24 protein-coding genes are annotated in these 23410 nt (G+C 44.3%); 3 read left to right on the forward strand and 21 right to left on the reverse strand.

The annotated features are described in order from the left end of the window. Positions 1–30 precede the first annotated feature (30 nt). The 8 genes from rseP to rpsB all read right to left on the reverse strand — a co-directional run bounded on the left by rseP (position 31) and on the right by rpsB (position 7597). Positions 31–1389, reverse strand: coding sequence for a sigma E protease regulator RseP (gene rseP / locus QF117_RS17305; protein ID WP_282387174.1), 1359 nt, complete (start codon positions 1387–1389; stop codon positions 31–33). Next, entirely contained in the window at positions 1386–2594 is a 1209-nt protein-coding gene (gene ispC, locus QF117_RS17310; RefSeq protein WP_282387176.1) for a 1-deoxy-D-xylulose-5-phosphate reductoisomerase, read from the reverse strand. The genes rseP and ispC overlap by 4 nt, the downstream gene beginning before the upstream one ends. 46 nt (positions 2595–2640) lie before the next feature. Then, positions 2641–3483 carry a phosphatidate cytidylyltransferase gene (locus QF117_RS17315; RefSeq protein WP_282387177.1) on the reverse strand — a complete coding sequence of 281 codons (843 nt, stop codon included), beginning with the start codon at positions 3481–3483 and terminating at the stop codon, positions 2641–2643. A gap of 16 nt (positions 3484–3499) precedes the next feature. Then, positions 3500–4252, reverse strand: coding sequence for an isoprenyl transferase (locus QF117_RS17320; RefSeq protein ID WP_282387178.1), 753 nt, complete (start codon positions 4250–4252; stop codon positions 3500–3502). Positions 4253–4341: 89 nt separating this feature from the next. Then, positions 4342–4899 carry a ribosome recycling factor gene (gene frr / locus QF117_RS17325; RefSeq protein ID WP_282387179.1) on the reverse strand — a complete coding sequence of 186 codons (558 nt, stop codon included), beginning with the start codon at positions 4897–4899 and terminating at the stop codon, positions 4342–4344. A gap of 97 nt (positions 4900–4996) precedes the next feature. Next, positions 4997–5728 carry a UMP kinase gene (gene pyrH / locus QF117_RS17330; RefSeq protein ID WP_282387180.1) on the reverse strand — a complete coding sequence of 244 codons (732 nt, stop codon included), beginning with the start codon at positions 5726–5728 and terminating at the stop codon, positions 4997–4999. A 162-nt stretch (positions 5729–5890) separates the two neighbouring features. After that, positions 5891–6736 (reverse strand): translation elongation factor Ts, encoded by an 846-nt coding sequence (tsf, locus tag QF117_RS17335; RefSeq protein ID WP_282387181.1) that lies wholly within the window; start codon positions 6734–6736, stop codon positions 5891–5893. Positions 6737–6865: 129 nt separating this feature from the next. Beyond that, positions 6866–7597 (reverse strand): 30S ribosomal protein S2, encoded by a 732-nt coding sequence (gene rpsB, locus QF117_RS17340; protein ID WP_026026736.1) that lies wholly within the window; start codon positions 7595–7597, stop codon positions 6866–6868. A 395-nt stretch (positions 7598–7992) separates the two neighbouring features. Here rpsB and map point away from each other — a divergent pair, with 395 nt between their 5' ends. The 3 genes from map to QF117_RS17355 all read left to right on the forward strand — a co-directional run bounded on the left by map (position 7993) and on the right by QF117_RS17355 (position 12094). Further along, positions 7993–8868 (forward strand): type I methionyl aminopeptidase, encoded by an 876-nt coding sequence (gene map / locus QF117_RS17345; RefSeq protein WP_282387189.1) that lies wholly within the window; start codon positions 7993–7995, stop codon positions 8866–8868. A gap of 100 nt (positions 8869–8968) precedes the next feature. Next, positions 8969–11593, forward strand: a complete 2625-nt coding sequence (gene glnD, locus QF117_RS17350) for a bifunctional uridylyltransferase/uridylyl-removing protein GlnD (RefSeq protein WP_282387190.1) — start codon at positions 8969–8971, stop codon at positions 11591–11593. A gap of 117 nt (positions 11594–11710) precedes the next feature. Continuing rightward, the gene (locus QF117_RS17355) at positions 11711–12094 is read left to right on the forward strand and encodes a DUF3461 family protein (RefSeq protein WP_282387191.1); all 384 of its coding nucleotides are present in this window, start codon (positions 11711–11713) and stop codon (positions 12092–12094) included. Between the two features lie 90 nt (positions 12095–12184). Here the strand turns inward: QF117_RS17355 and pgpA are convergent, their stop codons facing one another. The 13 genes from pgpA to tet(34) form a co-directional block, all read right to left on the reverse strand. Beyond that, the gene (pgpA, locus tag QF117_RS17360; protein WP_282387192.1) at positions 12185–12685 is read right to left on the reverse strand and encodes a phosphatidylglycerophosphatase A; all 501 of its coding nucleotides are present in this window, start codon (positions 12683–12685) and stop codon (positions 12185–12187) included. After that, complete coding sequence (thiL, locus tag QF117_RS17365; RefSeq protein WP_282387193.1) at positions 12682–13656, reverse strand: thiamine-phosphate kinase; 975 nt, start codon at positions 13654–13656, stop codon at positions 12682–12684. Before thiL ends, pgpA begins: the two co-directional genes overlap by 4 nt. A gap of 127 nt (positions 13657–13783) precedes the next feature. Further along, positions 13784–14254 carry a transcription antitermination factor NusB gene (gene nusB / locus QF117_RS17370; RefSeq protein ID WP_017035058.1) on the reverse strand — a complete coding sequence of 157 codons (471 nt, stop codon included), beginning with the start codon at positions 14252–14254 and terminating at the stop codon, positions 13784–13786. Further along, on the reverse strand, positions 14254–14724 hold the full coding sequence (gene ribE / locus QF117_RS17375) for a 6,7-dimethyl-8-ribityllumazine synthase (protein ID WP_248007687.1): 471 nt from the start codon (positions 14722–14724) through the stop codon (positions 14254–14256). The genes nusB and ribE overlap by 1 nt, the downstream gene beginning before the upstream one ends. A 229-nt stretch (positions 14725–14953) precedes the next feature. Beyond that, positions 14954–16105, reverse strand: a complete 1152-nt coding sequence (gene ribBA / locus QF117_RS17380) for a bifunctional 3,4-dihydroxy-2-butanone-4-phosphate synthase/GTP cyclohydrolase II (RefSeq protein ID WP_282387197.1) — start codon at positions 16103–16105, stop codon at positions 14954–14956. 88 nt (positions 16106–16193) lie between these two features. Next, on the reverse strand, positions 16194–16850 hold the full coding sequence (locus tag QF117_RS17385; protein ID WP_282387198.1) for a riboflavin synthase: 657 nt from the start codon (positions 16848–16850) through the stop codon (positions 16194–16196). Between the two features lies 1 nt (position 16851). Continuing rightward, positions 16852–17958 (reverse strand): bifunctional diaminohydroxyphosphoribosylaminopyrimidine deaminase/5-amino-6-(5-phosphoribosylamino)uracil reductase RibD, encoded by a 1107-nt coding sequence (gene ribD / locus QF117_RS17390; protein WP_282387199.1) that lies wholly within the window; start codon positions 17956–17958, stop codon positions 16852–16854. Between the two features lie 11 nt (positions 17959–17969). Further along, complete coding sequence (nrdR, locus tag QF117_RS17395; protein WP_017035053.1) at positions 17970–18419, reverse strand: transcriptional regulator NrdR; 450 nt, start codon at positions 18417–18419, stop codon at positions 17970–17972. Positions 18420–18602: 183 nt separating this feature from the next. Further along, positions 18603–19853 carry a glutamate-5-semialdehyde dehydrogenase gene (locus tag QF117_RS17400; protein WP_282387200.1) on the reverse strand — a complete coding sequence of 417 codons (1251 nt, stop codon included), beginning with the start codon at positions 19851–19853 and terminating at the stop codon, positions 18603–18605. A 15-nt stretch (positions 19854–19868) separates the two neighbouring features. Then, entirely contained in the window at positions 19869–21008 is a 1140-nt protein-coding gene (proB, locus tag QF117_RS17405) for a glutamate 5-kinase (RefSeq protein WP_282387201.1), read from the reverse strand. Positions 21009–21127: 119 nt separating this feature from the next. After that, positions 21128–21517 carry a sigma factor-binding protein Crl gene (crl, locus tag QF117_RS17410; protein ID WP_282387203.1) on the reverse strand — a complete coding sequence of 130 codons (390 nt, stop codon included), beginning with the start codon at positions 21515–21517 and terminating at the stop codon, positions 21128–21130. A 97-nt stretch (positions 21518–21614) separates the two neighbouring features. Further along, on the reverse strand, positions 21615–22856 hold the full coding sequence (gene frsA, locus QF117_RS17415; RefSeq protein ID WP_282387204.1) for an esterase FrsA: 1242 nt from the start codon (positions 22854–22856) through the stop codon (positions 21615–21617). 88 nt (positions 22857–22944) lie between these two features. After that, positions 22945–23409 carry an oxytetracycline resistance phosphoribosyltransferase domain-containing protein Tet(34) gene (tet(34), locus tag QF117_RS17420; RefSeq protein WP_017035048.1) on the reverse strand — a complete coding sequence of 155 codons (465 nt, stop codon included), beginning with the start codon at positions 23407–23409 and terminating at the stop codon, positions 22945–22947. Between the last annotated feature and the right edge of the window lies 1 nt (position 23410).

Consider the following 23410-nt stretch of genomic DNA (forward strand, 5'->3'; position numbering starts at 1 on the left):
TCCTTTACTACACTACAACCTGAGCCTTGCTTACAGGCGAGAAAAATCATTAAAAATTGCGATTGCCATAAATGACAAAATAACAGCACCACCGATTCGAAAACCCATTTCTTGTACCTTTTCTGGTACTGGGCGACGAATGATTGCTTCAATAGCAAAAAACAGCAAATGACCACCGTCTAACATTGGCAATGGTACTAAATTAATAATGCCTAAATTGATGCTGATGAGCGCTAAAAAGCCTAAAAAGTACACGAGCCCGTAATCAGCGGTTGTACCAGCCCCTTTTGCGATAGAAATTGGGCCACTCAAATTATTGAGACCGACATCACCGACCACCAATTTTTTCAACATGGTCGCCGTTAAATTAATAACCTGACCGGTTTTCTCAATCGACTTACTGATAGATTCAAATACACCATATTGCAGTTCAAATCGATATTTTTCAGGCCATTCTGAGACTTCCGAAGCGATTCCCGCAAAACCTATCGACTTGCCCTGGTGATCATCGCGACGACCGGGAGTTAATGTGATAGTACGATTTTCATTGTCTCGTTCAATCAATAATTCAATCGGTTGTTCTGGGTTACTTTGAATGACCTCAACCAGCTGCTGCCAATTGTTCAATTCAACCTGGTCTGCTGCAAGCAGTGTATCCCCCACTTGCAGTCCTGCACGAGCACCAGCACTGCCCTCTGAAACATTAGCCAACGTCATGGAAACTTCTGGTCGATAGGGCATAAACCCTAATGTCCCCATAGCAGACTGCTTTTCTGGGTCAAAGTTCCACTCAGACAAATCAAGTGTCTTAATTTGTGATACGCCCACAGCTTCTTCTGACGATACCGTGAACGTTAAGTTATCATCGCCAATATGAGCAATGATACCCATATTCACCGATTCCCAATCACGAGTTTTGACGCCAGAGACAGCGGTAAGTTCCATACCCGGCTTTAGGCCTGCTTTCGCTGCAATAGAATAAGGTGTCACTTCACCAATCACCGGTTTAACCGCGGGAACACCCATTAAAAAAACCGCCCAATAGGCGAAAATAGCGAATAGGAAATTAAATATTGGTCCAGCAGCGACAATGGCTGTTCTTTGTAATAACGGCTTTTTATCGAAAGCCACATGGTATTGCTCAGGGGGAATCTCATCAACACGGCTGTCTACCATTTTGACATAGCCGCCAAGAGGGATCATTGAAAGGCTGTATTCTGTTCCATCCTTCCCGACCTTACGCCATAGAGACTTGCCAAAGCCAATCGAAAACTTTTCGACTTTGACTCCGCAGCGGCGAGCAACCCAAAAATGACCAAATTCATGCACGGCGACTAGAATGCCTAGCGCAATCACAAAGGAGGCAAAATTCCACAGTATTCCTGTCATGCTGTATGCTCTCGTAATATTTGATTCGTCATTTCCCGAGCCATCTTATCTACCTCAAGCAAGCTTTCCAAGTCCAATGGCGCGGAATAAGAGTCAGTTGCACAGACTTTAGACATGACGGCTTCATTAACTCGAGCGATATCGGTAAACCCTAATTGTCGTTGTAAGAAAGCCTCAACCGTTACTTCATTGGCTGCATTTAGCGCAGTGGTCAGGTGCTGGCCTTCATAACAAGCGTCTATCGCCAGCTTCAAACACGGGTAGCGAGAATAATCAGGCTCTAAGAAAGTCAGCTCACTAAGGCGGGTAAAATCTAGAGCAGAAACGCCGGAGCTCACGCGTTGTGGGTAAGCCATTGCCGATGCTATTGGAGTAGCCATATCAGGCTCTCCCATCTGGGCGATCACGGACCCATCGCGAAATTGAACCATAGAATGAATAACCGATTGGGGATGGATGATCACTTTCAGTTCAGACTGATTGGCATTAAACAACCACTTCGCCTCGATATACTCCAGCCCTTTATTCATCATTGTTGCTGAATCGACTGAAATTTTGGGCCCCATCGACCAGTTGGGGTGAGCAATCGCCTGCTCAGGTGTGACATTAACCAGCGATGAGACATCGGTATAACGAAATGGACCGCCCGAGCCCGTTAATAAGATATGTTGAACACCGTGCTGTGTGAGATCGCAATGGCCTAAGGTTGTTTGAATCTCACTTGGCAAGCATTGAAAAATGGCATTGTGCTCGCTATCCACAGGAAGCAGTTCTGCGCCATGCTGTTTCACCGCATCAATAAAAAGCTGACCAGACATGACCAAGGCTTCTTTGTTCGCCAGTAACACTCGCTTGCCCGCTTTAATCGCTGCCATCGTTGGCAGCAATCCAGCGGCCCCAACAATAGCGGCCATAACCGTATCAACTTCATTAAATTCAGCAACGTGACACGTTGCTTCAGGCCCAGCTAAAACCTCTATACCAGGGGCGGTAGATGATAGCTTAGCTTTCAATAAAGAGGCGGCTTTTAGATCCGCCATGACCGCGTATTTCGGTTGCCACCTAAGGCACAACTCCAGCATTTTATCCACATTGCTGCTTGCGGCTAAAGCCACCACAGAGAATTGCTCGGGGTTCTGCTCTACCACTTTTAATGTGCTTGCACCAATTGAGCCTGTGGCGCCTAAAATCGTCAGCTTACGCATCGCTATAACCGTAAATTAGAGAGGTAAGTCAACACTTACCTATTCATTAAAAGATGAAGTAAAGAAAAGCAAAAACAGGGAACGCTGCCGTTAAACTATCTATTCTGTCTAAAACCCCACCGTGACCTGGGATAATATTGCTGCTGTCTTTGATGCCAGAAACACGCTTAAACATACTTTCGACCAAGTCACCCAGCACTGAAATAATCACGGTTATTAGTGTAATCACTATCATAGAAGCGGAACTCGTAAATTCGATTCCAAACCATTGCGCGGTAAACCAGCCAACGATGATAGCCGTAATAATTCCACCGATGAGCCCCTCTATCGTTTTGTTTGGGCTGACGGATGGCGCCATTTTTCTTTTTCCAAACGCTCTTCCAGCAAAGTATGCTCCACTATCCGCCGCCCAGACAATCAAGCACACAAATAGAACAAGCTTTGCGCCATAATAGGCATCTGTTTCAATACCTTGAGCTCGTAATATCAAAATGCTCCATAAGAAAGGAAGAAGTGTTAGCAAGCCAAAAGCGTGTCTTAAAAAGTTAGAAGCTTGCCAAGATTGGCGAGAGCGTGGGTAAGTAATCGCGAGCGCACTGGCATAAAGCCACCAAGCGCTGCCTAACGCCAACACAAAATAATGCGTAGGCAGTAACGCATTCAAGCTTTTTGCATCAAAGGCAATGACAACAAAGCTGAATGCGGTGATGAGTAATGAAGGAACTAATGCACGGAGACGAGATTTGTGCTCGACAAATTGCGTCCATTCCCAGAAGCCTATCCCAGTAACTGCCGCGATCGCGATGACAAATAAAAACAGCGGAAGCTCAAAAATCCCTAAGATCACCAGGGGAGCTAAGATAAGTGCGGTAATAATTCGTTGCTTCAAACTAATGGATCCTTTATTAATTTTCCATCAATGCTTTGATTTGGTTTCCTGTACACCCAAAACGGCGCTCACGATTAACAAACCAAGTCACTGCTTCAATTAGGTTATCTTCACTAAATTCTGGCCAATAAATGGGTGTGAAGTAAAGCTCTGCATAAGCTAATTGCCATAACATAAAGTTACTGATTCGACACTCTCCACCCGTTCGGATCAGCAAATCAACATCCGGAATATCGCACATGGTTAAATGAGATGAAATAAGATCTTCATTGATCAGGTCTGAACTGAGCTTCCCCTGTTCAACTTCTTTCGCAAGCTTTTTCATTGCCTGCGTAATGTCCCACTGGCCACCATAATTTGCGGCAATATTAATGACCATGCCCGTATTGTCTGCCGTTTTTTCTTCGGCTTGGCTGATCTTTTTCTGTAAACGTTCACTGAAGCGACTTTTGTCACCAATAATACGTAAACGAAGATTATTTTTATGCAGCTTTTTTATCTCTGTTGATAATACAGTGATAAACAACTCCATCAATACACCGACTTCTTCCTCCGGTCGTCGCCAGTTTTCACTGCTAAAGGCGAATAACGTGACGGCTTCAATACCTAGTCTGGCTGCGGTGCTGATGGTCTTACGAACTGCGGTAACACCATTCTTATGGCCAAAAACTCTCGGCTTACCTTGGGCTTCAGCCCAGCGACCATTACCATCCATTATAACGGCAATGTGTTTAGGTAGCGCTTCGGTTGATAACTGAGTATTTAACATAGAGGCTGTTCGATGGGTTGAAGTGAATATAGAATAAAAAAGCGCTGTGCCATTTACACAGCGCTTCTAGAGACAATCAAAGTGCTTACTTACACTTCCATTAGTTCTTTTTCTTTAACAGCTAACGTTTCGTCTACTTTTTTAATCGCAGAGTCAGTCAACTTTTGAATGTCGTCTTGTGCTTTACGTTCTTCATCTTCAGAGATGTCTTTATCTTTTAGAAGACCTTTTAAATCACCGTTGGCGTCGCGACGGATATTACGAATAGCAACACGACCGCCTTCAGCTTCACCACGAACAATTTTAACTAAGTCTTTACGACGCTCTTCAGTTAACGGTGGTAATGGAACACGAATCACTGTACCCGCTGACATTGGGTTCAAACCTAGATCAGAAGCGAGAATCGCTTTCTCAACTTTAGGTGCAAGCTCTCTATCAAATACAGTGATAGACAAAGTACGTGCATCTTCCGCTACAACGTTCGCTACCTGATTTAATGGCGTTGGTGCTCCGTAGTACTCGACTGAAAGGCCAGCAAGTAAGCTTGGGTGTGCACGACCGGTACGAATTTTTGTCAGGTTATTTTTTAGCGCTTCGACGCTTTTTTCCATGCGCTCTTGCGCGTCTGTTTTAATCTCGTTGATCACAATTTCACCTTGATTTTCATTCTTAGTATAGGAAAGCCATTTAGGGCTCTAAGCTAAGGTCTACTACCACCATACACTTGTGATAGTAATACGTACATTAATCGACGTCGCTGATTAATGTACCTTCCGTTTCGCCCATAACCACGCGACGCAATGCGCCTGGTTTGTTCATATTGAACACTCGAATTGGCATTTTGTGGTCACGTGCTAGCGTAAACGCCGCCAAATCCATGACTTTAAGTTCTTTTTCAAGAATAGTGTTGTAAGACAGCGTATCATACAACTCTGCATCAGGGTTAGCTACTGGGTCAGCAGTAAATACACCGTCTACTTTTGTCGCTTTGAGAACCACGTCAGCTTCAATCTCAATTCCGCGCAAACATGCAGCAGAATCTGTTGTGAAAAACGGGTTGCCTGTTCCAGCTGAAAAAATTACAACACGACCATGACGTAACTGGCTGATTGCATCGGCCCAGTTATAGTCGTCGCAGACACCTTTAAGTGGGATAGCAGACATAACACGTGCATTAACATAAGCACGGTGAAGCGCATCACGCATTGCCAAGCCATTCATTACTGTTGCCAACATTCCCATGTGATCACCCACGACACGGTTCATGCCAGCTTCTGCAAGACCCGCACCTCTAAAGAGGTTACCACCACCGATTACTACGCCAACTTGAACACCAAGTTCAACCAATTCTTTTACTTCTTGAGCCATGCGATCAAGGATTGCAGGATCAATACCAAAACCTTCTTCGCCTTGCAGCGCTTCGCCACTCAGTTTTAACAGGATACGTTGATACGCAGGTTTAGGGTTCGTAGTCATGGAGTTTACCTTCCAAAAAGTGATAGTTTTGATTAACGGTCATGAATAAATACTGAGTGTTGTGTGCGCTGCCAATATTCATTGATCACTGAAATCGTCAAATGCTTTTCGCAAAAAGACCGCAGCCTTGGCTACGGTCTAATAATTAAGCATACAAAAGGATTAACCTTTTTGAACCGCTGCTACTTCTTCAGCAAAGCTCATTTCAGCTGCTTTCTCGATACCTTCACCAACTTCTAGACGAACAAAGTCAGTAACCGTTGCGCTTCTTTCTTTAAGAATGTCGCCAACTGTTTTCTTAGGTTCCATGATGAAAGCTTGACCTGTTAGAGAGATTTCGCCTGTGAATTTCTTCATGCGGCCGATAACCATTTTCTCAGCGATTTCTTGAGGTTTACCTTCATTCATCGCGATCTCAACTTGAACCGCTTTCTCTTTAGCAACTACATCAGCAGGTACGTCAGATGGGTTCAAGAATTCAGGCTTAGAAGCAGCAACGTGCATAGCCACGTGCTTAAGTGTTTCAGCATCGCCTTCACCAGCAACAACTACACCGATTTTCTCACCGTGACGGTAAGAAGCGATAGCTGCACCTTCAACGAACTGTACGCGACGGATGCCGATATTTTCACCAATTTTGGTTACTAGAGCAATACGTGCGTCTTCAAACTTAGCTTGAAGTGCTTCAATGTCTAGACGTTCAGCTAGAGCAACTTCAGCAACTTCGTTAGCAAAGGCTAGGAAGCCTGCATCTTTTGCTACGAAGTCAGTTTGGCAGTTTACTTCAAGAAGCGCAGCAACACCGTCAGCTTCTTTAATAATGATTGTGCCTTCTGCAGCAACGTTACCAGCTTTCTTAGCTGCTTTCGCTGCGCCAGATTTACGCATATTTTCAATCGCTAGCTCAATGTCGCCTTCAGCAGCAACAAGTGCTTTTTTACATTCCATCATGCCCGCAGCTGTGCGTTCACGAAGTTCTTTTACTAGAGCAGCAGTTACAGTTGCCATTCTCTATTCCTCAGTTAATTCGAAATAAGGTAAAAATCAGGGGCCTATATTGGGCCCCCGATGCTAACTAATACTTAATCGATACATGCTTTACAAGATGTACCCATTTAGCATGGCTCAGAGCCGCTATTATTCAGCTTCTACGAAACCGTCTTTTTCACCAGCAAGAGCAGCTACATCTTTGTTACGACCTTCAACAACTGTTTGTGCAACAGCGTTTAGGTAAAGTTGTATTGCACGGATTGCATCATCATTACCAGGAATGATGTAGTCAACGCCGTCTGGGTTAGAGTTAGTATCAACGATAGCGTAAACTGGGATACCTAGGTTGTTAGCTTCTTTAACTGCAATGTGCTCGTGATCAGCATCGATTACGAATAGAGCGTCTGGTAGGCCGCCCATATCTTTGATACCACCAAGTGATTTCTCTAGCTTCTCCATTTCACGAGTACGCATTAGAGCTTCTTTCTTAGTAAGTTTATCAAAAGTACCGTCTTGAATTTGAACTTCTAGCTCTTTAAGACGTTTGATAGACTGACGAACAGTTTTGTAGTTTGTTAGCATACCACCTAACCAACGGTGGTTAACGTAAAACTGGTTGCTAGCTACAGCAGCTTCTTTTACAGCTTCAGATGCAGCGCGCTTAGTACCAACAAAAAGAACTTTACCTTTTTTCTCGCCAACTTTAGCTAGTTCAGCTAGAGCTTCGTTGAACATTGGTACGGTTTTTTCTAGGTTGATGATATGAACTTTGTTACGAGCACCAAAGATGAATGGCTTCATTTTTGGGTTCCAGTAACGAGTTTGGTGACCGAAGTGAACACCAGCTTTAAGCATATCGCGCATTGATACAGTTGCCATTTTAAAATCCTCTATGGGGTTAGGCCTCCACACTCCCCATGACTCCGACCCCTAACATCTATTTGTTTAAGCACAAATAGTTTGATAGTTGAGGCACCCCGGAACATGTGTCGGAATGTGTGTGAATTAAATTAAAGTGAGTGGAATATAGCAGCCACTATCGCCAGTGATAGAGATAATTGACCGATATTCCGGCGCGCTTTATACCATATTTTCACACTATATGGCTAGTAAAAAAACCTAACCAATTGAGTTACCGCTGAGTCTATTTCCCTACTTCATCCGAATATCAGTGAGAACCGCCCACTGAGACGCATACACTTTTTCAGCACTTCCTGATAGAATACGAATCATTATTGTCGAGAGCACCTTAAACTGGCCGAGAATTAGCGCTAATGTCTATAAAAATCAAAACCCAGAAAGAAATCGAAAGAATGCGTATCGCTGGCAAACTGGCATCCGAAATTCTAGAAATGATTGAACCTTATATAAAAGAAGGGGTAACAACCGATGAGTTAAATGCCATCTGTCATGATTTCGCCACAGATAAAGGTGCTTACTCTGCCCCTCTTAACTACCATGGTTTTCCTAAGTCGATTTGTACTTCGATCAACCATATCGTTTGTCATGGCATTCCTGCTTCCCAGGATGAGAAAGGCAGCAATGGTCAACTGAAACCCGCTGTATTGAAAAATGGTGACATTCTTAATGTTGATATCACGGTTATCATTCCTGATGAGGAAGGCGCGGACTTAAGCACTCGACCTCAAGGCTATCACGGTGATACTTCCAAGATGTTCTTAGTGGGTGATGTCTCCCCTGCAGACAAACGCTTATGTATGGTTGCTCAGGAAGCCCTGTATGTCGGAATGCGCAAAGTGAAGCCAGGTGCGACTGTTGGTGATATCGGTACGGCAATTGAAAAGTACATCAAAGAAAACAACAAGAAGAACCCTCGTAATAAGTTTTCAATCGTTAAAGACTTTTGTGGTCACGGCATTGGAAATGAATTTCATGAGGAGCCACAAATTGTTCACTACAAAAACTCCGATCGTCGAGTCTTAAAAGAAGGCCACTGCTTTACTATTGAACCTATGATCAATGCAGGCAAATTTGGCTGTAGTGTCGATGCCGAAGATGATTGGACCGTTTATACCGGAGACGGTAAAAACTCCGCCCAGTGGGAGCATACATTGCTTGTTACCGCTAATGGTTGTGAGGTATTAACCCTTCGTAGCGAAGAAAGCATACCAAGAATCATGAAAAACTAATGATTAATATCCCTGCCTCGCAGGGATATTTTTTTATCTGCATCAATCTGATAGATTAAACGTCTTAATATCGATATTCACATTGCATGGATCGCTGAATATGCCGTATCAATCGCCACAAACCTTCTCAACTGACCAACTATCAATTTCGTTACTCAAAGAGCAATTGGATCTTTTTTCTCTTTACCAAAAAAACGAATTTTTATCTCACCACCCTATTTCAGATTTAGTCTTAGGCCGCTCGGATTACATGGACCAGTTGCTCAATCGAATCTGGGTCGAGTACGGCTTCGACAAACTGCCTAATATCAGTCTCGTTGCCGTGGGCGGTTATGGGCGAGGTGAGCTTCACCCTCTTTCTGATATCGACATTCTCATCGTATCCAAGAAAACCCTCCCTGAGTCTTTGGGCGCTAAAGTCAGTGCTTTTATCACCTTACTGTGGGATTTGAAACTAGAAGTCGGGCACGCTGTTCGGTCTATTGAAGAATGCGTCACCATTGGTAAAGCAGATTTAACCGTGGCGACTAACTTACAAGAAGCGCGATTACTGTGTGGCTGTGAAGATACTTTCAGCCAATTAAGTACACATATCAACTCTCCCTCTTTTTGGCCCAGTGACGACTTTTACAAAGCGAAAATTCAGGAACAAAAGCAGCGTCATGCTCGCTATCACGATACGACTTATAACCTCGAGCCGGACATCAAATCGACTCCTGGTGGCTTGCGAGACATCCATACTTTGAGTTGGGTTGCGAGACGACATTTCGGTGCAACTTCTCTATTGGAAATGAGTAAATACGGTTTTTTGACCGATGCTGAGTACAGAGAGCTGGTTGAGTGTCAGGACTTTCTTTGGCGAGTTCGCTTTGCCCTGCATATTGAGCTAAAACGTTACGACAACCGACTCACCTTTGGGCATCAAGCACAAGTCGCAGAAAGTCTTGGCTTTAGTGGTGACGGTAATCGAGGTGTCGAGATGATGATGAAAGAGTTCTATCGGACTCTGCGTCGCGTTGCTGAATTAAACAAAATGCTGCTCAAGTTGTTTGATCAGGCGATACTTGAAAATGGTGTGGAATATGACGCCGTTGTGCTGAGCAGTGATTTTCAGCGTAAAGGTAAGTTGATTGAAGCACGTAAGCCGGCTCTTTTTCAAGCCAGACCCGAAACCATCCTCGATATGTTTATTCATATTGCTAACGATTCTTCTATCGAAGGTGTCGCCCCTTCAACGATGCGGCAGCTGCGCACAGCAAGACGACGCTTGAATAAGTTTCTTCATGTTATCCCGGCCGCCAGAGAGAAGTTTATAGCGCTGGTTCGCCACCCTAACAGCCTACACAAAGCATTTAGCCTGATGCATAAGCTTGGGGTACTGGCAAGTTACCTCCCCCAATGGAGCCAAATCGTTGGCCAAATGCAATTTGACCTCTTCCATGTTTATACTGTGGACGAGCACAGTATTCGCCTTCTAAAACACATTAACCGTTTCAATGACCCGGCAAACCACGATAAGCATCCGATTTGCTGTGAAGTGTTTCCACGCATACATAAAAAAGAGCTGTTATTGCTCGCCGCCATATTCCACGACATCGGAAAAGGTCGAAATGGTGATCATTCAGAAATAGGCGCGGTTGAATCTTACGATTTTTGTATCGAGCATGGATTATCAAAACCAGAAGCCAAACTGGTTTCCTGGCTCGTTCAAAACCACCTGTTGATGTCTGTCACCGCTCAACGCCGTGATATTTATGATCCCGAAGTCATCACAGAATTTGCAAAGAAAGTTCGAGATGAAGAGCATCTTGAATATTTAGTCTGTTTGACCGTTGCGGATATCTGCGCGACCAACCCAGAACTTTGGAACAGCTGGAAACGAACCTTGTTGGCCGAACTTTTCTATTCCACTCAACGAGCACTGAGACGAGGGTTAGAAAACCCCGTCGATGTGCGTGATCGAATTCGCCATAATCAACAGCTTGCCTCTGCGCTACTGCGTAAAGAAGGCTTCTCTGCCCGTGAAATAGAGGTTCTCTGGCAACGATTTAAAGCCGATTACTTCCTACGCCACACCCACACCCAAATTGCGTGGCATTGCACTCATTTACTGAATCAAGAGGATAAGAATAAACCCGTCATTTTGATCAGTAAAAAAGCAACGCGAGGCGGCACTGAAGTGTTCGTCTATTGTAAAGATCAGAACGCATTATTCGCTACCGTGGTTGCGGAGCTGGATAGGCGCAACCTCAACGTTCACGACGCTCAGGTTATGACCAGCAAAGATGGCTTCGTGCTCGATACCTTTATGGTGCTCGATCAGAACGGCGAGTCCATTGACGAAACTCGCCACAAAGCGGTCATCAAACATCTGATTCATGTGATCGAAGATGGTAGACCAACGAAAATAAAAACCCGCCGTATCCCAAGAAATCTGCAACACTTCACGGTGAAGACTAAAGTTGACTTCCTACCGACGAAGAGCAATAAACGAACGTTGATGGAATTTGTCGCACTGGATACGCCGGGATTACTCGCCACAGTGGGCGCGACCTTCTCTGATCTAGGCATCAGTTTACACGCTGCAAAAATCACAACCATCGGAGAGCGTGCAGAAGATTTGTTTATTTTAACCAATGGCCATGGCGCCAGATTAGATGAGGAAGCACAAATTCAACTGCGCAATAAGCTCATCGAGAATATCGCAGAGCTAGCACCCAATTAATCGCGATCTTGCCCACAAGTTGCGCAGTTGTTTTGATTGTCAGCTATCTACCACGAATATAGGCTGCTACATTAATGAGAGTTTTATTCATTTAACATCACGAGTTAGAGGTAGCCTATGTTTCCAAACCTCACAGGCCTAGGAGTTCAAAACCCTAAGCAAATTGAGCGTTATTCGTTACGACAAGAAGCGCACAAGGATGTGTTAAAGATCTATTATCATAAGCAAAAGGGCGAGTTATTCGCCAAAAGCGTCAAGTTTAAATATCCACGTCAAATAAAGAATGTACTGGTAGATAGCGGAAGTCATCAATACAAAGAAGTGACGGAAATAAATCGCAACCTGACATTGGTGATCGATGAGTTAAATAAAGTCACTAAGCCTGAAAAACTGGCAGAAATGGATATAAAAGCTAAAATATTGAAAGACTTACGTCACCTTGAAAAAGTCGTATCGAGTAAGATAACAGAAATTGAATCTGACTTAGAAAAACTCAAATAGTTACGACCAATGATCGACAGTATGCCAATAAAAAGAGGCGCCTTATAGGAGTCTCTTTTTATTTAATAGAAAAATAATGCGTTGTATGCACTACCAGCCAGCATACCCGCCAACAAAGTAGAGCGATATTGCCGCCATAATACCCGCAACAACGTCATCAATCATAATCCCTAAACCGCCATGTACCCGTTTATCAAGCCAACCAATAGGCCAAGGTTTTACCATATCGAAGAAACGGAAGAGTACAAAACCAGCCGCTACCCATTTCCAATCAAAAATGGAGATACCTAACATGGGTACAATCAGCATCGTTATCCAGAAACCAACAAATTCATCCCAAACGATAGAGCCATGATCATGGACTTTCATATCATCAGACGTGATTTGACAGATTTTCACACCAACAACGGCTGACGCAAGAATAACGACAATGAATAACCACAGAGGAAGCTGAACCAATAACAGATAAAATGGAATCGACGCTAACGTACCCATTGTTCCTGGAATAATGGGCGAAAGTCCACTCCCAAATCCCGTCGCTAAAAGGTGCCAAGGGTTTTGCAAAGAAATTCTAGAAAGAGGGTTTGTCATTGTTTTCCCTTAAAATGATCGTATCCATTCAGTTGCCAGTCCAGTACTTTATCACCCTTTCTTAACTCAAACGTGCCAATAGGACGAATTTGACCAATACACGTGATTTTTGTGCCCGTATGACTTAGGGCGCTTTCGATGGACCCTTTATTGTATTCTGGCACAGTAAAGCACAGCTCATACTCTTCCCCACTGGTTAACGCATATTGCTGTGCAACGGATTGATCTTGGGTAAAACCCATCAACTCTTTAGAGAGTGGTAGCGCATCGACATCAATGGACGCACCGACCCCTGAGCGAGTCATAATATGACCGAGGTCGGAAACAAGCCCATCGGAAATATCAATCGCGGAAGAAGCCAAATTAAGCAGAGCTTGCCCTACGAGCACCCGAGGTGAAGAGAGATAATGGCGTTCTTCCAAAACCCTTGCGTACTGTTTATGCGCCTTCACGTTATCTAAGATGACATCCAAACCTGCTTTGCTGTCGCCCAGATCACCAGTGACATATATCCAGTCCCCTACTTTTGCTCCACTGCGGCGTAGCGCTTTTTCTTCTGGTACAAAACCCTGCACAGTTAAAGTGAGACTAAGTGGGCCTTTGGTTGTGTCACCACCGATCAATTGCAGGCCGAAGTAGTCTGCTAAACGAAAAAACGAATCACAAAACGGAGCGAGCCATTCTTCATTAGGTTCTGGCATCGTTAATGCGAAAGAGACCCATGCTGGCGTTGCTCCCATTGCAGATAAATCACTGATATTTGAGGCCAACGCTTTATGAGCAACCCAACTAGGGTTAGCATCCGCGAAGAAGTGAGTCCCCGCGACAAGCGTATCAGTGCTAATTGCGATGGCAACATTACTGGGGCTTTTCACTAATGCACAGTCATCACCCGCGGCAAGTAAGACATCTTTACGCTGCGATTGACGACCAACAAAATACTTATCAATTAGATTAAACTCACCAGACATAATAAATGCTCATACCCTTTAAGACAAACAAGAGAAGGACGCAACTTAAGGTAAACAACCCCTTTAATCGCCCAGTATTAGTCATAAAAAAGGCCAGCATAAGCTGACCTATTTTGATTATTACTTTTTATTTCTTCTTACGAACGTGCGGTGCAGCCTTATCAAGGACACCATTCACGAACTTGTGGCTATCTTCAGCTGCGAATACTTTTGCAAGTTCAATCGCTTCATTAATGACCACTTTGTAAGGTACATCTTCACGACGAGTCATCTCGTACATAGCAAGACGAAGTAAAGCCAGTTCCATCAGATCCAAATCCTGCATAGGACGAGAAACGAATGGACGAAGTTTACTATCTAATTCCATGTGACTTAGAGCAACACCAGTTAATAGGTCGCGAAAGTATGCTACATCGGTTTCTGGTGCAATCAGAGCAGGCTCTGCGGCATGATGCTCTTCTTCATCATACTTTCCACCAGATATAAACTGTTCTTCAACTACAGCAACATTTTCTTTACTAATTTGCCAAGAATAAATTGCTTGTAGAGCAAATTGACGTGCATTACGACGTGCGGCTGGTTTCACACTGGCCCCCATTAGGAATCGATTTCAGAAAGAACGTTGATCATCTCAAGTGCGCTTAGTGCAGCTTCTGCACCTTTGTTACCAGCCTTGGTTCCTGCGCGTTCAATAGCTTGATCGATGGTATCAACAGTAAGGACACCGAATGCTACTGGAAGACTAAATTCCATAGACACTTGTGCCAAACCTTTATTACATTCACTACAAACATAGTCGAAATGAGGCGTACCGCCACGAATTACTGTGCCTAAAGATACAATCGCATCGAATTGACCAGTCTTCGCTACGCGCTGAGCTACCAACGGCAGTTCAACGGCACCAGGACAACGAACAACAGTAATGTTGTCTTCACTTACTTGCCCATGACGCTTTAAAGTATCGATTGCACCAGAAAGCAGGCTTTCGTTAATAAAACTGTTGAAACGAGCAATAACGATAGCAATTTTTGCATTTGGCGCTGGGAAGCCACCCTCGATCACTTTCATAAGCCTTCCTTTAACTATGTTCATCAAGTGAGAATCGCCGGATTCTAGCATAAAACTGTGAGCAATATCTAATAGATATTAAAGTTTATACGAACCTTCGGCTTGTCTATTTTAAATGTCTGACAGCGATAAGAAATCGCTGTTATCGATAAAAAAGGAAGCAAACGCTTCCTTTATATTTGTCAGTAAAGTAAAACCACTGGGTACGCAGCATTGCACACCCCAATGACTATTCACATACGTATTCAACCACATTTAGACCAAAACCACCAAGTGCATGGTAACGTTTTGAGCTAGAAGACAATAAACGCATATCGGTCACACCGAGATCCGCTAAAATTTGAGAACCAACACCAACGCGGCGTGACGTTCCTTGCTTTTTAGCCATCGTCGGCGCTTCGCCTTTATCTTGAGCTTCGAAGACTTTCACTTTATGAATGAGGGAATCAGGCGTTTCTTCATTGCCTAAAATCACCAACACTCCACCTTCTGAGCCAATGCGATTCATGGCTGATTCTAATGTCCAACTGCGCTCGGTTCCGCGATCGGAGTGTAATAAGTCGGTGAAAGTATCGTGCAGATGCACACGGACTAGCGGTGCTTGAGCGGCTTCATCTTGAACCAGGTCGCCCTTAACTGCTTCTCCTTTAACCACTTTTCCTTTAATCATGGCGTGATGAATTTGGTTATCGATTGTGTCTCTGAACGTGACCAACTCAAAATCGCCAAATTCTGTCGGCAATTTGCATTGACCAACACGCTCTATCGTTGTTTCTGTGTTGTTTCGATACTCAATCAGATCCGCGATGGTGCCTAACTTGACATCATGCTTTTTAGAAAAGACTTCTAAATCTGGACGACGCGCCATAGTGCCGTCATCATTTAGAATTTCAACAATAACGGAAGCAGGCTCTAAACCTGCTAATCGACCTAAATCGCAGCCCGCTTCAGTGTGACCTGCTCGCGTCAATACTCCACCGTCTTGAGCGGTCAGAGGGAAAATATGCCCTGGTTGAACAAGATCCGCGGCTTTGGCGTCTTTTGCAACCGCCGCTTGAACTGTCACCGCTCTATCAGATGCTGAAATGCCGGTAGTGACTCCCTCAGCCGCTTCAATCGATACTGTAAAGTTGGTCGTAAACTGGGCGTTGTTATCTTGCACCATCGGAGGTAACCCCAATCGTTCACAACGCTCTTTTGTCATTGTTAAGCAGATTAATCCACGCCCATGAGTCGCCATAAAGTTAATCGCTTCTGGCGTTATGTGCTCTGCGGCCATGATCAAATCGCCTTCATTTTCTCGGTCTTCGTCATCCATAAGAATAACCATTTTACCAAGGCGAATATCTTCAATAATTTCTTCTGGCGTGCTAATTGACATGCTTAATTCCTATATTCCAATGTCTAAGTTCTCTTGCTTCTTCAATGACAGCAAACATGAACACTCAATTACCAATAGAGACGGCCTCTTAGGCAAAGCCGTTTTGTTGTAAAAACTCCATGCTCAAACGAGATTGGGGCTCGGATTGCTCTTGCTGACCTTGAAGTAACCTTTCCATGTAACGCGCAAGCAGATCTACTTCAAGGTTGATCTTGCGGCCCACTTGGAAATCGTTAATCGTGGTTTCTTCACCCGTGTGAGGCACGATGGTGAGTTTAAAGGCATTCTTACGTAAGTCATTTACGGTTAAGCTAATACCATCGACGGTAATTGAACCTTTTTCTGCAACATACTTTGATAGTTCGGACGGCATTGCTACCCAAAACTCAATCGCTCGGCCAACTTGATGACGCTCGATAATTTCACCGACTCCATCAACATGCCCCGAGACGATATGCCCACCAAATCGAGTGGTTGGTAACATCGCTTTTTCTAAGTTGACCTTATCGCCCGTTTTATAATCGGTAAAACCTGTTTTATTCAATGTTTCTAAAGAAAGGTCTGCGGTATAACTCGACGAATTGAAGTCGACAACGGTCAAACATACACCATTGGTTGCAATACTATCACCCAATTTCACGTCGGACATATCAAGTTTACCGACATTGACCGTAACGCTAATATCTTCACCTTTCGGTACGATAGAGGCGATACTGCCCACTGTTTCTACTATTCCTGTAAACATGCTATTTATCTTTTTGTTTTAGTGTTGCTACGATTCGAATATCTGGCCCCACTTGACGCAGGTCTTTGATGGATAATTCATGAGTATCGCTCATCGATTCAAGCCCAAGGGCACCAAAGAGGCCACGGCCATCACTGCCCATAATTTTGGGCGCCAAATACAGTATAAGCTCATCAACAAGGTCAGCGTTAATCAATGATTTCGCCAGTGTCGCCCCCGCTTCAACCCAGATGCTGTTGATATTGTGGCATTCTACTAAGTCTTGAAATGTTTTGTCTAAATCAATCTGTCCGCTTTGATTTAACCTGGCAACGATATCTCCCGTTTCAGACACCGTAATAACCGCCCCAGGCGACTGATATAAATTCAGTGACGCCGAAAGTTGTCGTTGACGATCTAGAATCACACGAGCGGGTTGACGAACCTCATTAGCAAGGTATTCAGATTGAATACTGGCCGGCAAGTCGTCCCAGCGTACATTTAGTGAGGCATTATCTTCGATGACTGTCTTACTGGTTGATAATATTGCGCATGACTTTGCTCGATACGCTTGAACGTTTTGACGAGACTGAGGAGACGTAATCCATTGGCTGACCCCATTACTGAGTGCCGTTTGTCCATCTAAGCTCGCGGCCATTTTGAGCTGAACGAATGGGCGACCCGTTTTCATGCGTTTGATAAAAGCCGGGTTCAATGCTTCTGCATCCGATTCAAGTAAACCCACGTCGACCAAGATGCCTGCCTGTCGAAGCATGTCGATACCTCGGCCAGCCACTTGCGGATTTGGGTCTTGCATGGCACACACCACACGGCTGACACCTGCATTAATGAGGCCTTCTGCACATGGTGGCGTTCGGCCATAGTGAGAACAAGGCTCTAACGTAACGTAAGCCGTTGCTCCGACAGATTGACTACCCGCCATACGAAGAGCATGCACTTCAGCGTGAGGTTCACCAGCTCGCTTATGGAAGCCTTCTCCGACGACTTGGCCTTCAGACACAATAACGCACCCAACATTAGGATTAGGTGCCGTGGTGTACATCCCTTTTTTTGCTAACGTAATAGCATGGGACATCATTTTAGAATCGAATGTTGAAAACTGGGGCATGATTTGTGGGCTTAATCTTCTAGTTTTGCTATTTCTTCACCGAACTCACGAATATCTTCAAAACTACGATATACGGAAGCAAAACGGATATAGGCGACTTTATCGAGTTCTTTGAGTTGATCCATAACCAGGTTCCCAATCATGTCACTCGGCACTTCACGTTCACCTGTTGCTCGAAGCTGAGATTTTATCATGCTGATAGCAAGCTCAATCGAATCGGCACTGACTGGGCGTTTTTCTAAAGCTCTCTGAACACCACCAACCATTTTGTCTTCATTAAATGGTTCACGATTGCCGTTTGTTTTGATCACTTTAGGCATCACCAGTTCAGCCGTTTCAAATGTGGTGAATCGCTCACTACACGCTAGGCATTGTCGACGGCGACGAACCTGATGGCCATCAGCAACGAGTCTAGAATCAATTACTTTTGTGTCGTTCTCAGAACAGAATGGACAGTGCATATTACCTCCAAGTGATTGAATGCCAGTGTAACGGAATTACTCTTACTAAGAAAAGCAAAAGGGGCAACACGCCCCTTTAAAATCATAGAATCCTGAGATACTTCAAGCTATGAAAGTCTGAACCTCCCACTCTCGCAAAAAGTAGCCTCGATTATGAGCCCGTCATCATTTTTTCGACTGATATTATGGACGAGTCAAATAATCGGCTTTTCCTACCCACTTATAGCTTGTTAATTCTTCAAGTCCCATCGGGCCACGAGCATGAAGTTTTTGCGTGGAAACCGCCACTTCAGCACCCAAACCAAACTGTGCACCATCAGTAAAACGGGTAGACGCATTCACGTAAACGGCCGCGGAACCCACTGAGTTTATAAATATTTCTGAATTCTGTAAGCTGTTGGTCATGATCGCATCAGAATGACTGGCGTTATGGATTCGCATATGGTCGATGGCTTCTTTAACATCGGCGACCACTTTAACCCCAAGCGTGTAAGCAAGCCATTCTGTATCAAAATCGCCTTGCTCTGCCTCGCGGACATTGCCTGCATCGCCCAGCAATGATTTTGCCTTAGGCTCTGCCACAAAGCTGACTTTGTCACTCATGCGCTGTGCGATTTTTGATAAAAACTCGGCCGCTACCTTTTGGTGGACAAGTAATGTATCAAGTGAGTTACAAGCTGATGGGCGCTGAACTTTTGAGTTTTCCACAACATTCAGAGAACGTTCCAAATCTGCACTCTCATCGACAAAGATATGGCTAATACCAAAACCGCCGATGATGACCGGAATCGTACTGTTCTCTTTACACATTTTATGTAAGCCAGCACCGCCTCTCGGAATGATCATATCAACATATTCATCAAGTTTAAGCAGTTGTGAAACAAGCTCACGATCCGGTTTTTCGATGTATTGCACAGAGGCAGCAGGAAGCTTTGCTTTCTCTAACGCAGATTGAATCACTTTGACCAGTTCCATATTGGAAAAGAAGGTTTCTTTGCCACCACGAAGAATACTGGCATTACCCGTTTTCAAACACAGGGCAGCGATATCTATCGTGACATTCGGGCGAGCTTCATAGATCACCCCTACCACGCCCAAAGGGACACGACGGCGTGACAATGACATGCCATTTTCCAGCATTTTACTGTCGATCTCGCTACCAACGGGATCATTCAAACTGATCACATTACGAACATCATTAGCGATGCCTGCTAAACGTTCTTTATTAAGCAGCAAGCGATCCAACAACGCATCGGTTAAGCCCGCTTCACGCCCAAGTTGAATATCCTTTTCATTGGCCGTTAGAATAGTATCGGTGTTCGCTTCTAGCTCATCAGCAATAATCGCTAGCGCGTGATTTTTTTGTTTGGTTGAAGCTGTTGCTAATTCAAAGGCCGCATTTTTTGCCGCCTGACCCATATTAAGTAAGTCCACTTTAAAATCCTCTTTTTATTCTTGAATTATAACCAGATCATCACGGTGGATAACTTCAGAACCATAGTCATGGCCAAGAATAGTAATAATGTCTTTGCTGTGTTTTCCTGCAATTTTTGCCAAGTCGTCGCTGGAATAACTGGTGATTCCTCGGGCAATCAAAGCACCATTGGTATCAACAAGGCGAGAGACCTCTCCTCGGGCAAACTCACCACGGACTTTAATCACCCCTTTGGCAAGCAAACTGCTTCCTTTCGTTAACACCGCTCGCATCGCTCCATCATCAATCACAATGTCACCCGATGCAGAAGGGCCAGCCAAGATCCAACGCTTTCGGTTTTCTAGCGCCTCAGCCAATGGAAGAAACCTCGTTCCTTGAGGCGCATCACTTAAAGCATCAAAGATAACGTTCTCAGCACTTCCCGCAGCGATGATCACTTCAATTCCTGCACGTCTGGCAATATCAGCGGCCTGGAGTTTTGTGGCCATTCCGCCAGTCCCTAGAGTGGTTCCGCTGTCACCGGCGATTTTGCGTAAAGTGTCGTCAATCGTACGCACTTCTTTGATCAGTTCTGCATTTGGGTCTTTGCGCGGATCCGCAGTAAACAGACCTTTTTGATCCGTCAGCAACAGTAATTTATCAGCACCGCACAATATCCCGACCAAAGCCGATAGGTTATCATTATCGCCGACTTTTATTTCACTAGTTGCAACAGCATCGTTCTCATTTACAACAGGAATGATGTCATTATCGACTAACGCATTGATGGTATCGCGAGCATTTAAAAATCGTTCTCGATCATCTAAATCGGCCCGAGTTAACAACATTTGGCCGATTTTCATGCCGTAAATGGCAAACAAAGACTCCCAAACTTGGATCAATTGGCTCTGTCCTACTGCGGCGAGTAGCTGCTTACTGGACATTGCGTTGGGGAGTGCGGGGTAGCCTAGGTGCTCACGTCCTGCTGCGATAGCGCCAGAAGAGACGATGACGATAGAGTGGCCGAGTTTCTTTAACTCTGCACATTGACGCACAAGTTCCACCATATGAGCTCGATCAAGAGCCCGAGTACCACCTGTGAGTACGCTAGTACCTAATTTCACAACCACTGTTTTAGACTGGATTGTGCTTCCGCTTTGCTGCTTTGTTGTCATGATATTTTTGATAAGAAATACGATAAGACCTGATGTTTTAACAATCAATGCTGGATTTAACAAGTAGAAAAGGTGCTCGAAGCACCTTTTTATTTAAAGTCGATCGGTTTTTGCTAATTTTAGACGAATTCAACAGACTCTTTGTGCAATTCGACCTTCATATCAAACTTGTCTTCAAGTGTTTTGATTAGCTTGGCATGGAAGTCATCTTGAGTGCGATTCACCTCTGCAATGGCCTTTTTCGGTATTGCTACCACGTCCCAGTTACCGGCTAAGTTATAGCGCCCAGTAAAGTATTTGGCTTTAAAGGTTTGCTCAAACTGCTCTAACTCGAGCCACCACCCCCAGAATTCGCGTTCTTCGGGGGACTTTTTATCGTTAACACAAACAGATAGGCAATCGAATAGATAATTGCCTTCACTGCATTGATTCTCTCTTAAGTAAGGCCCAACAGCTTTTAAAGTACTTAATATGCGATAGTGAGTCGGCAACTTTGTAGCTTCTGCCATATAAATTACTCCATTAGTGATTAGCGATGATAATTTTTATAATTATGTGGTTATTTATCAACCATCTATATCATGCTTAACCAATAGCGGAGAAATGTCATCTATATAATTCGTCTTCCATCCATTTTATTGCTAAAGCGAGGGATTGCTCATATCCTTCTGAAATTGTTTTGTTATTTATTTTCGTCGCCTTTCCATATTGGCTATATAGTGCTACCAGCTGATTATCGCTATGAGGGGAAATGGGATCGCCGTCTAGGCTCATCGCCAAAATAGGCACTTTAGTTTTTCGGTTAGAAACAACACCCTGCACTTTCAGTGACCACGCCATGAGTAACCCTGATAAGCTTTCAATGTCCACCACTTGCTTTCCAATACGCGAAGCCAGCAAATCCAAATACATTTTAGACATTTTTTTCAATTTCTTCGGAGAAGCTAAAAGATCGTGAATGGGAGCCCCCATCGACACGCATGCCTTGATCTTGCTCTGCTCTAAGAAAGACAAACGTACCATGGCATTCCCGCCAAAGCGGAACCCCATTAGACCCACTTTGTAGTGATCAACCCAAGGAATATTTGGAAGTTCGTCTAGTACTGCCTGATGAAGGCAAGACGTATCTTCAGTTAGAGGCCAATGACTGCTATGGCCAATAGAAGGCATATCAACCGTCAACATAGCAATGTTTTTCGGAGCGAGATGATCTCGAAACAAACGCCACATATCACTTTGTAGTGAGTCGAGACCTGCACTGACGATAATCACCGGTTGTGGCTGAAGAGTGTTGGTGGCGTGTAAATTAGCTATTATTTTTCTTTTCCCGTAAGGCACTTCTATGCGCTTGACGACAAATTTACTTTTTTTCGCCGCCTCACTGTAAGCAGCATTTGCTTGCACTTGGGCTTGAAGTGATAAGTTGTCATTTTTTAGGTGTGGATAACCTGCAATGCTATAGCATAATGATGCAGTAAATAGCTCATCAGCCCCTTTTTCACCGTCAAGCTCTCTGCCCTTTTTTTGGTGCTCAGCGCCAAGCTTTCCCCACTCATACGCCCAGTTACCACTGCGAAAACCGATAACAGTATCCAGCCAGTGCTCATGGGTACGCGAGTGCGTCGATGAAGCGATGCGAGCGAATACCGCCTCTTGCTCAATCGGGTCAATCCCCTGCCACGCCCACTGCATGCGGCGTAGATTGCGATACCATGCGCCATTATTGATTTTTTCCTCAAGGAAAGGCTGACTACTTGGCATATATTGAGTCAACGCTGACGTTTCTTTTGCTTGTTTGTGTTTAACAAAAAGAGTTTCAGATAAGTTCTTATCACTTTTGTCTGACATAGAATTCCCTAGTACGCCGCTTTACAAGAAGGGCAAAAAAAAATGACCCACAACAGGGTCATTTTTCATGATTTCCGCTAATAAGCAATTATTTTTGCTTGCGGTTAATAGGTTCAGCATATTGAATAGCTGTATCCCATGGCTGTTCAATCCACGTATCTTGTGGAATATCAACGATGTAGTCATCAAGTAGGTCTGAACCTGAAGGCTTAGCACATACCGCAATAAGCTTCGCTTTTGGATACATTTCACGCAGCTTACGTGCCGTGTCACCGCTATCGACTAAGTCTTCTACTATAAGAAAACCTTCGCCGTCACCTTCGGGTGCTTTTACTACGGTCATATCATGTTGATGGTCATGATCGTAGCTAGAGATACAGATAGTATCTACATATCGAATACCAAGTTCACGAGCTAAGATAGCAGCAGGAACAAGCCCGCCGCGGCTAACACCTAGGATACCTTTCCATTGTTCTGCTGGCATTTGCTTTTCAGCTAATTGACGGCAGTAAGTTTGCATGTTGTCCCAAGTGATAACGAATTTATTGCTCATT

Origin of the sequence: Vibrio sp. YMD68, from assembly GCF_029958905.1 — a bacterium.
Taxonomy (GTDB): domain Bacteria; phylum Pseudomonadota; class Gammaproteobacteria; order Enterobacterales; family Vibrionaceae; genus Vibrio.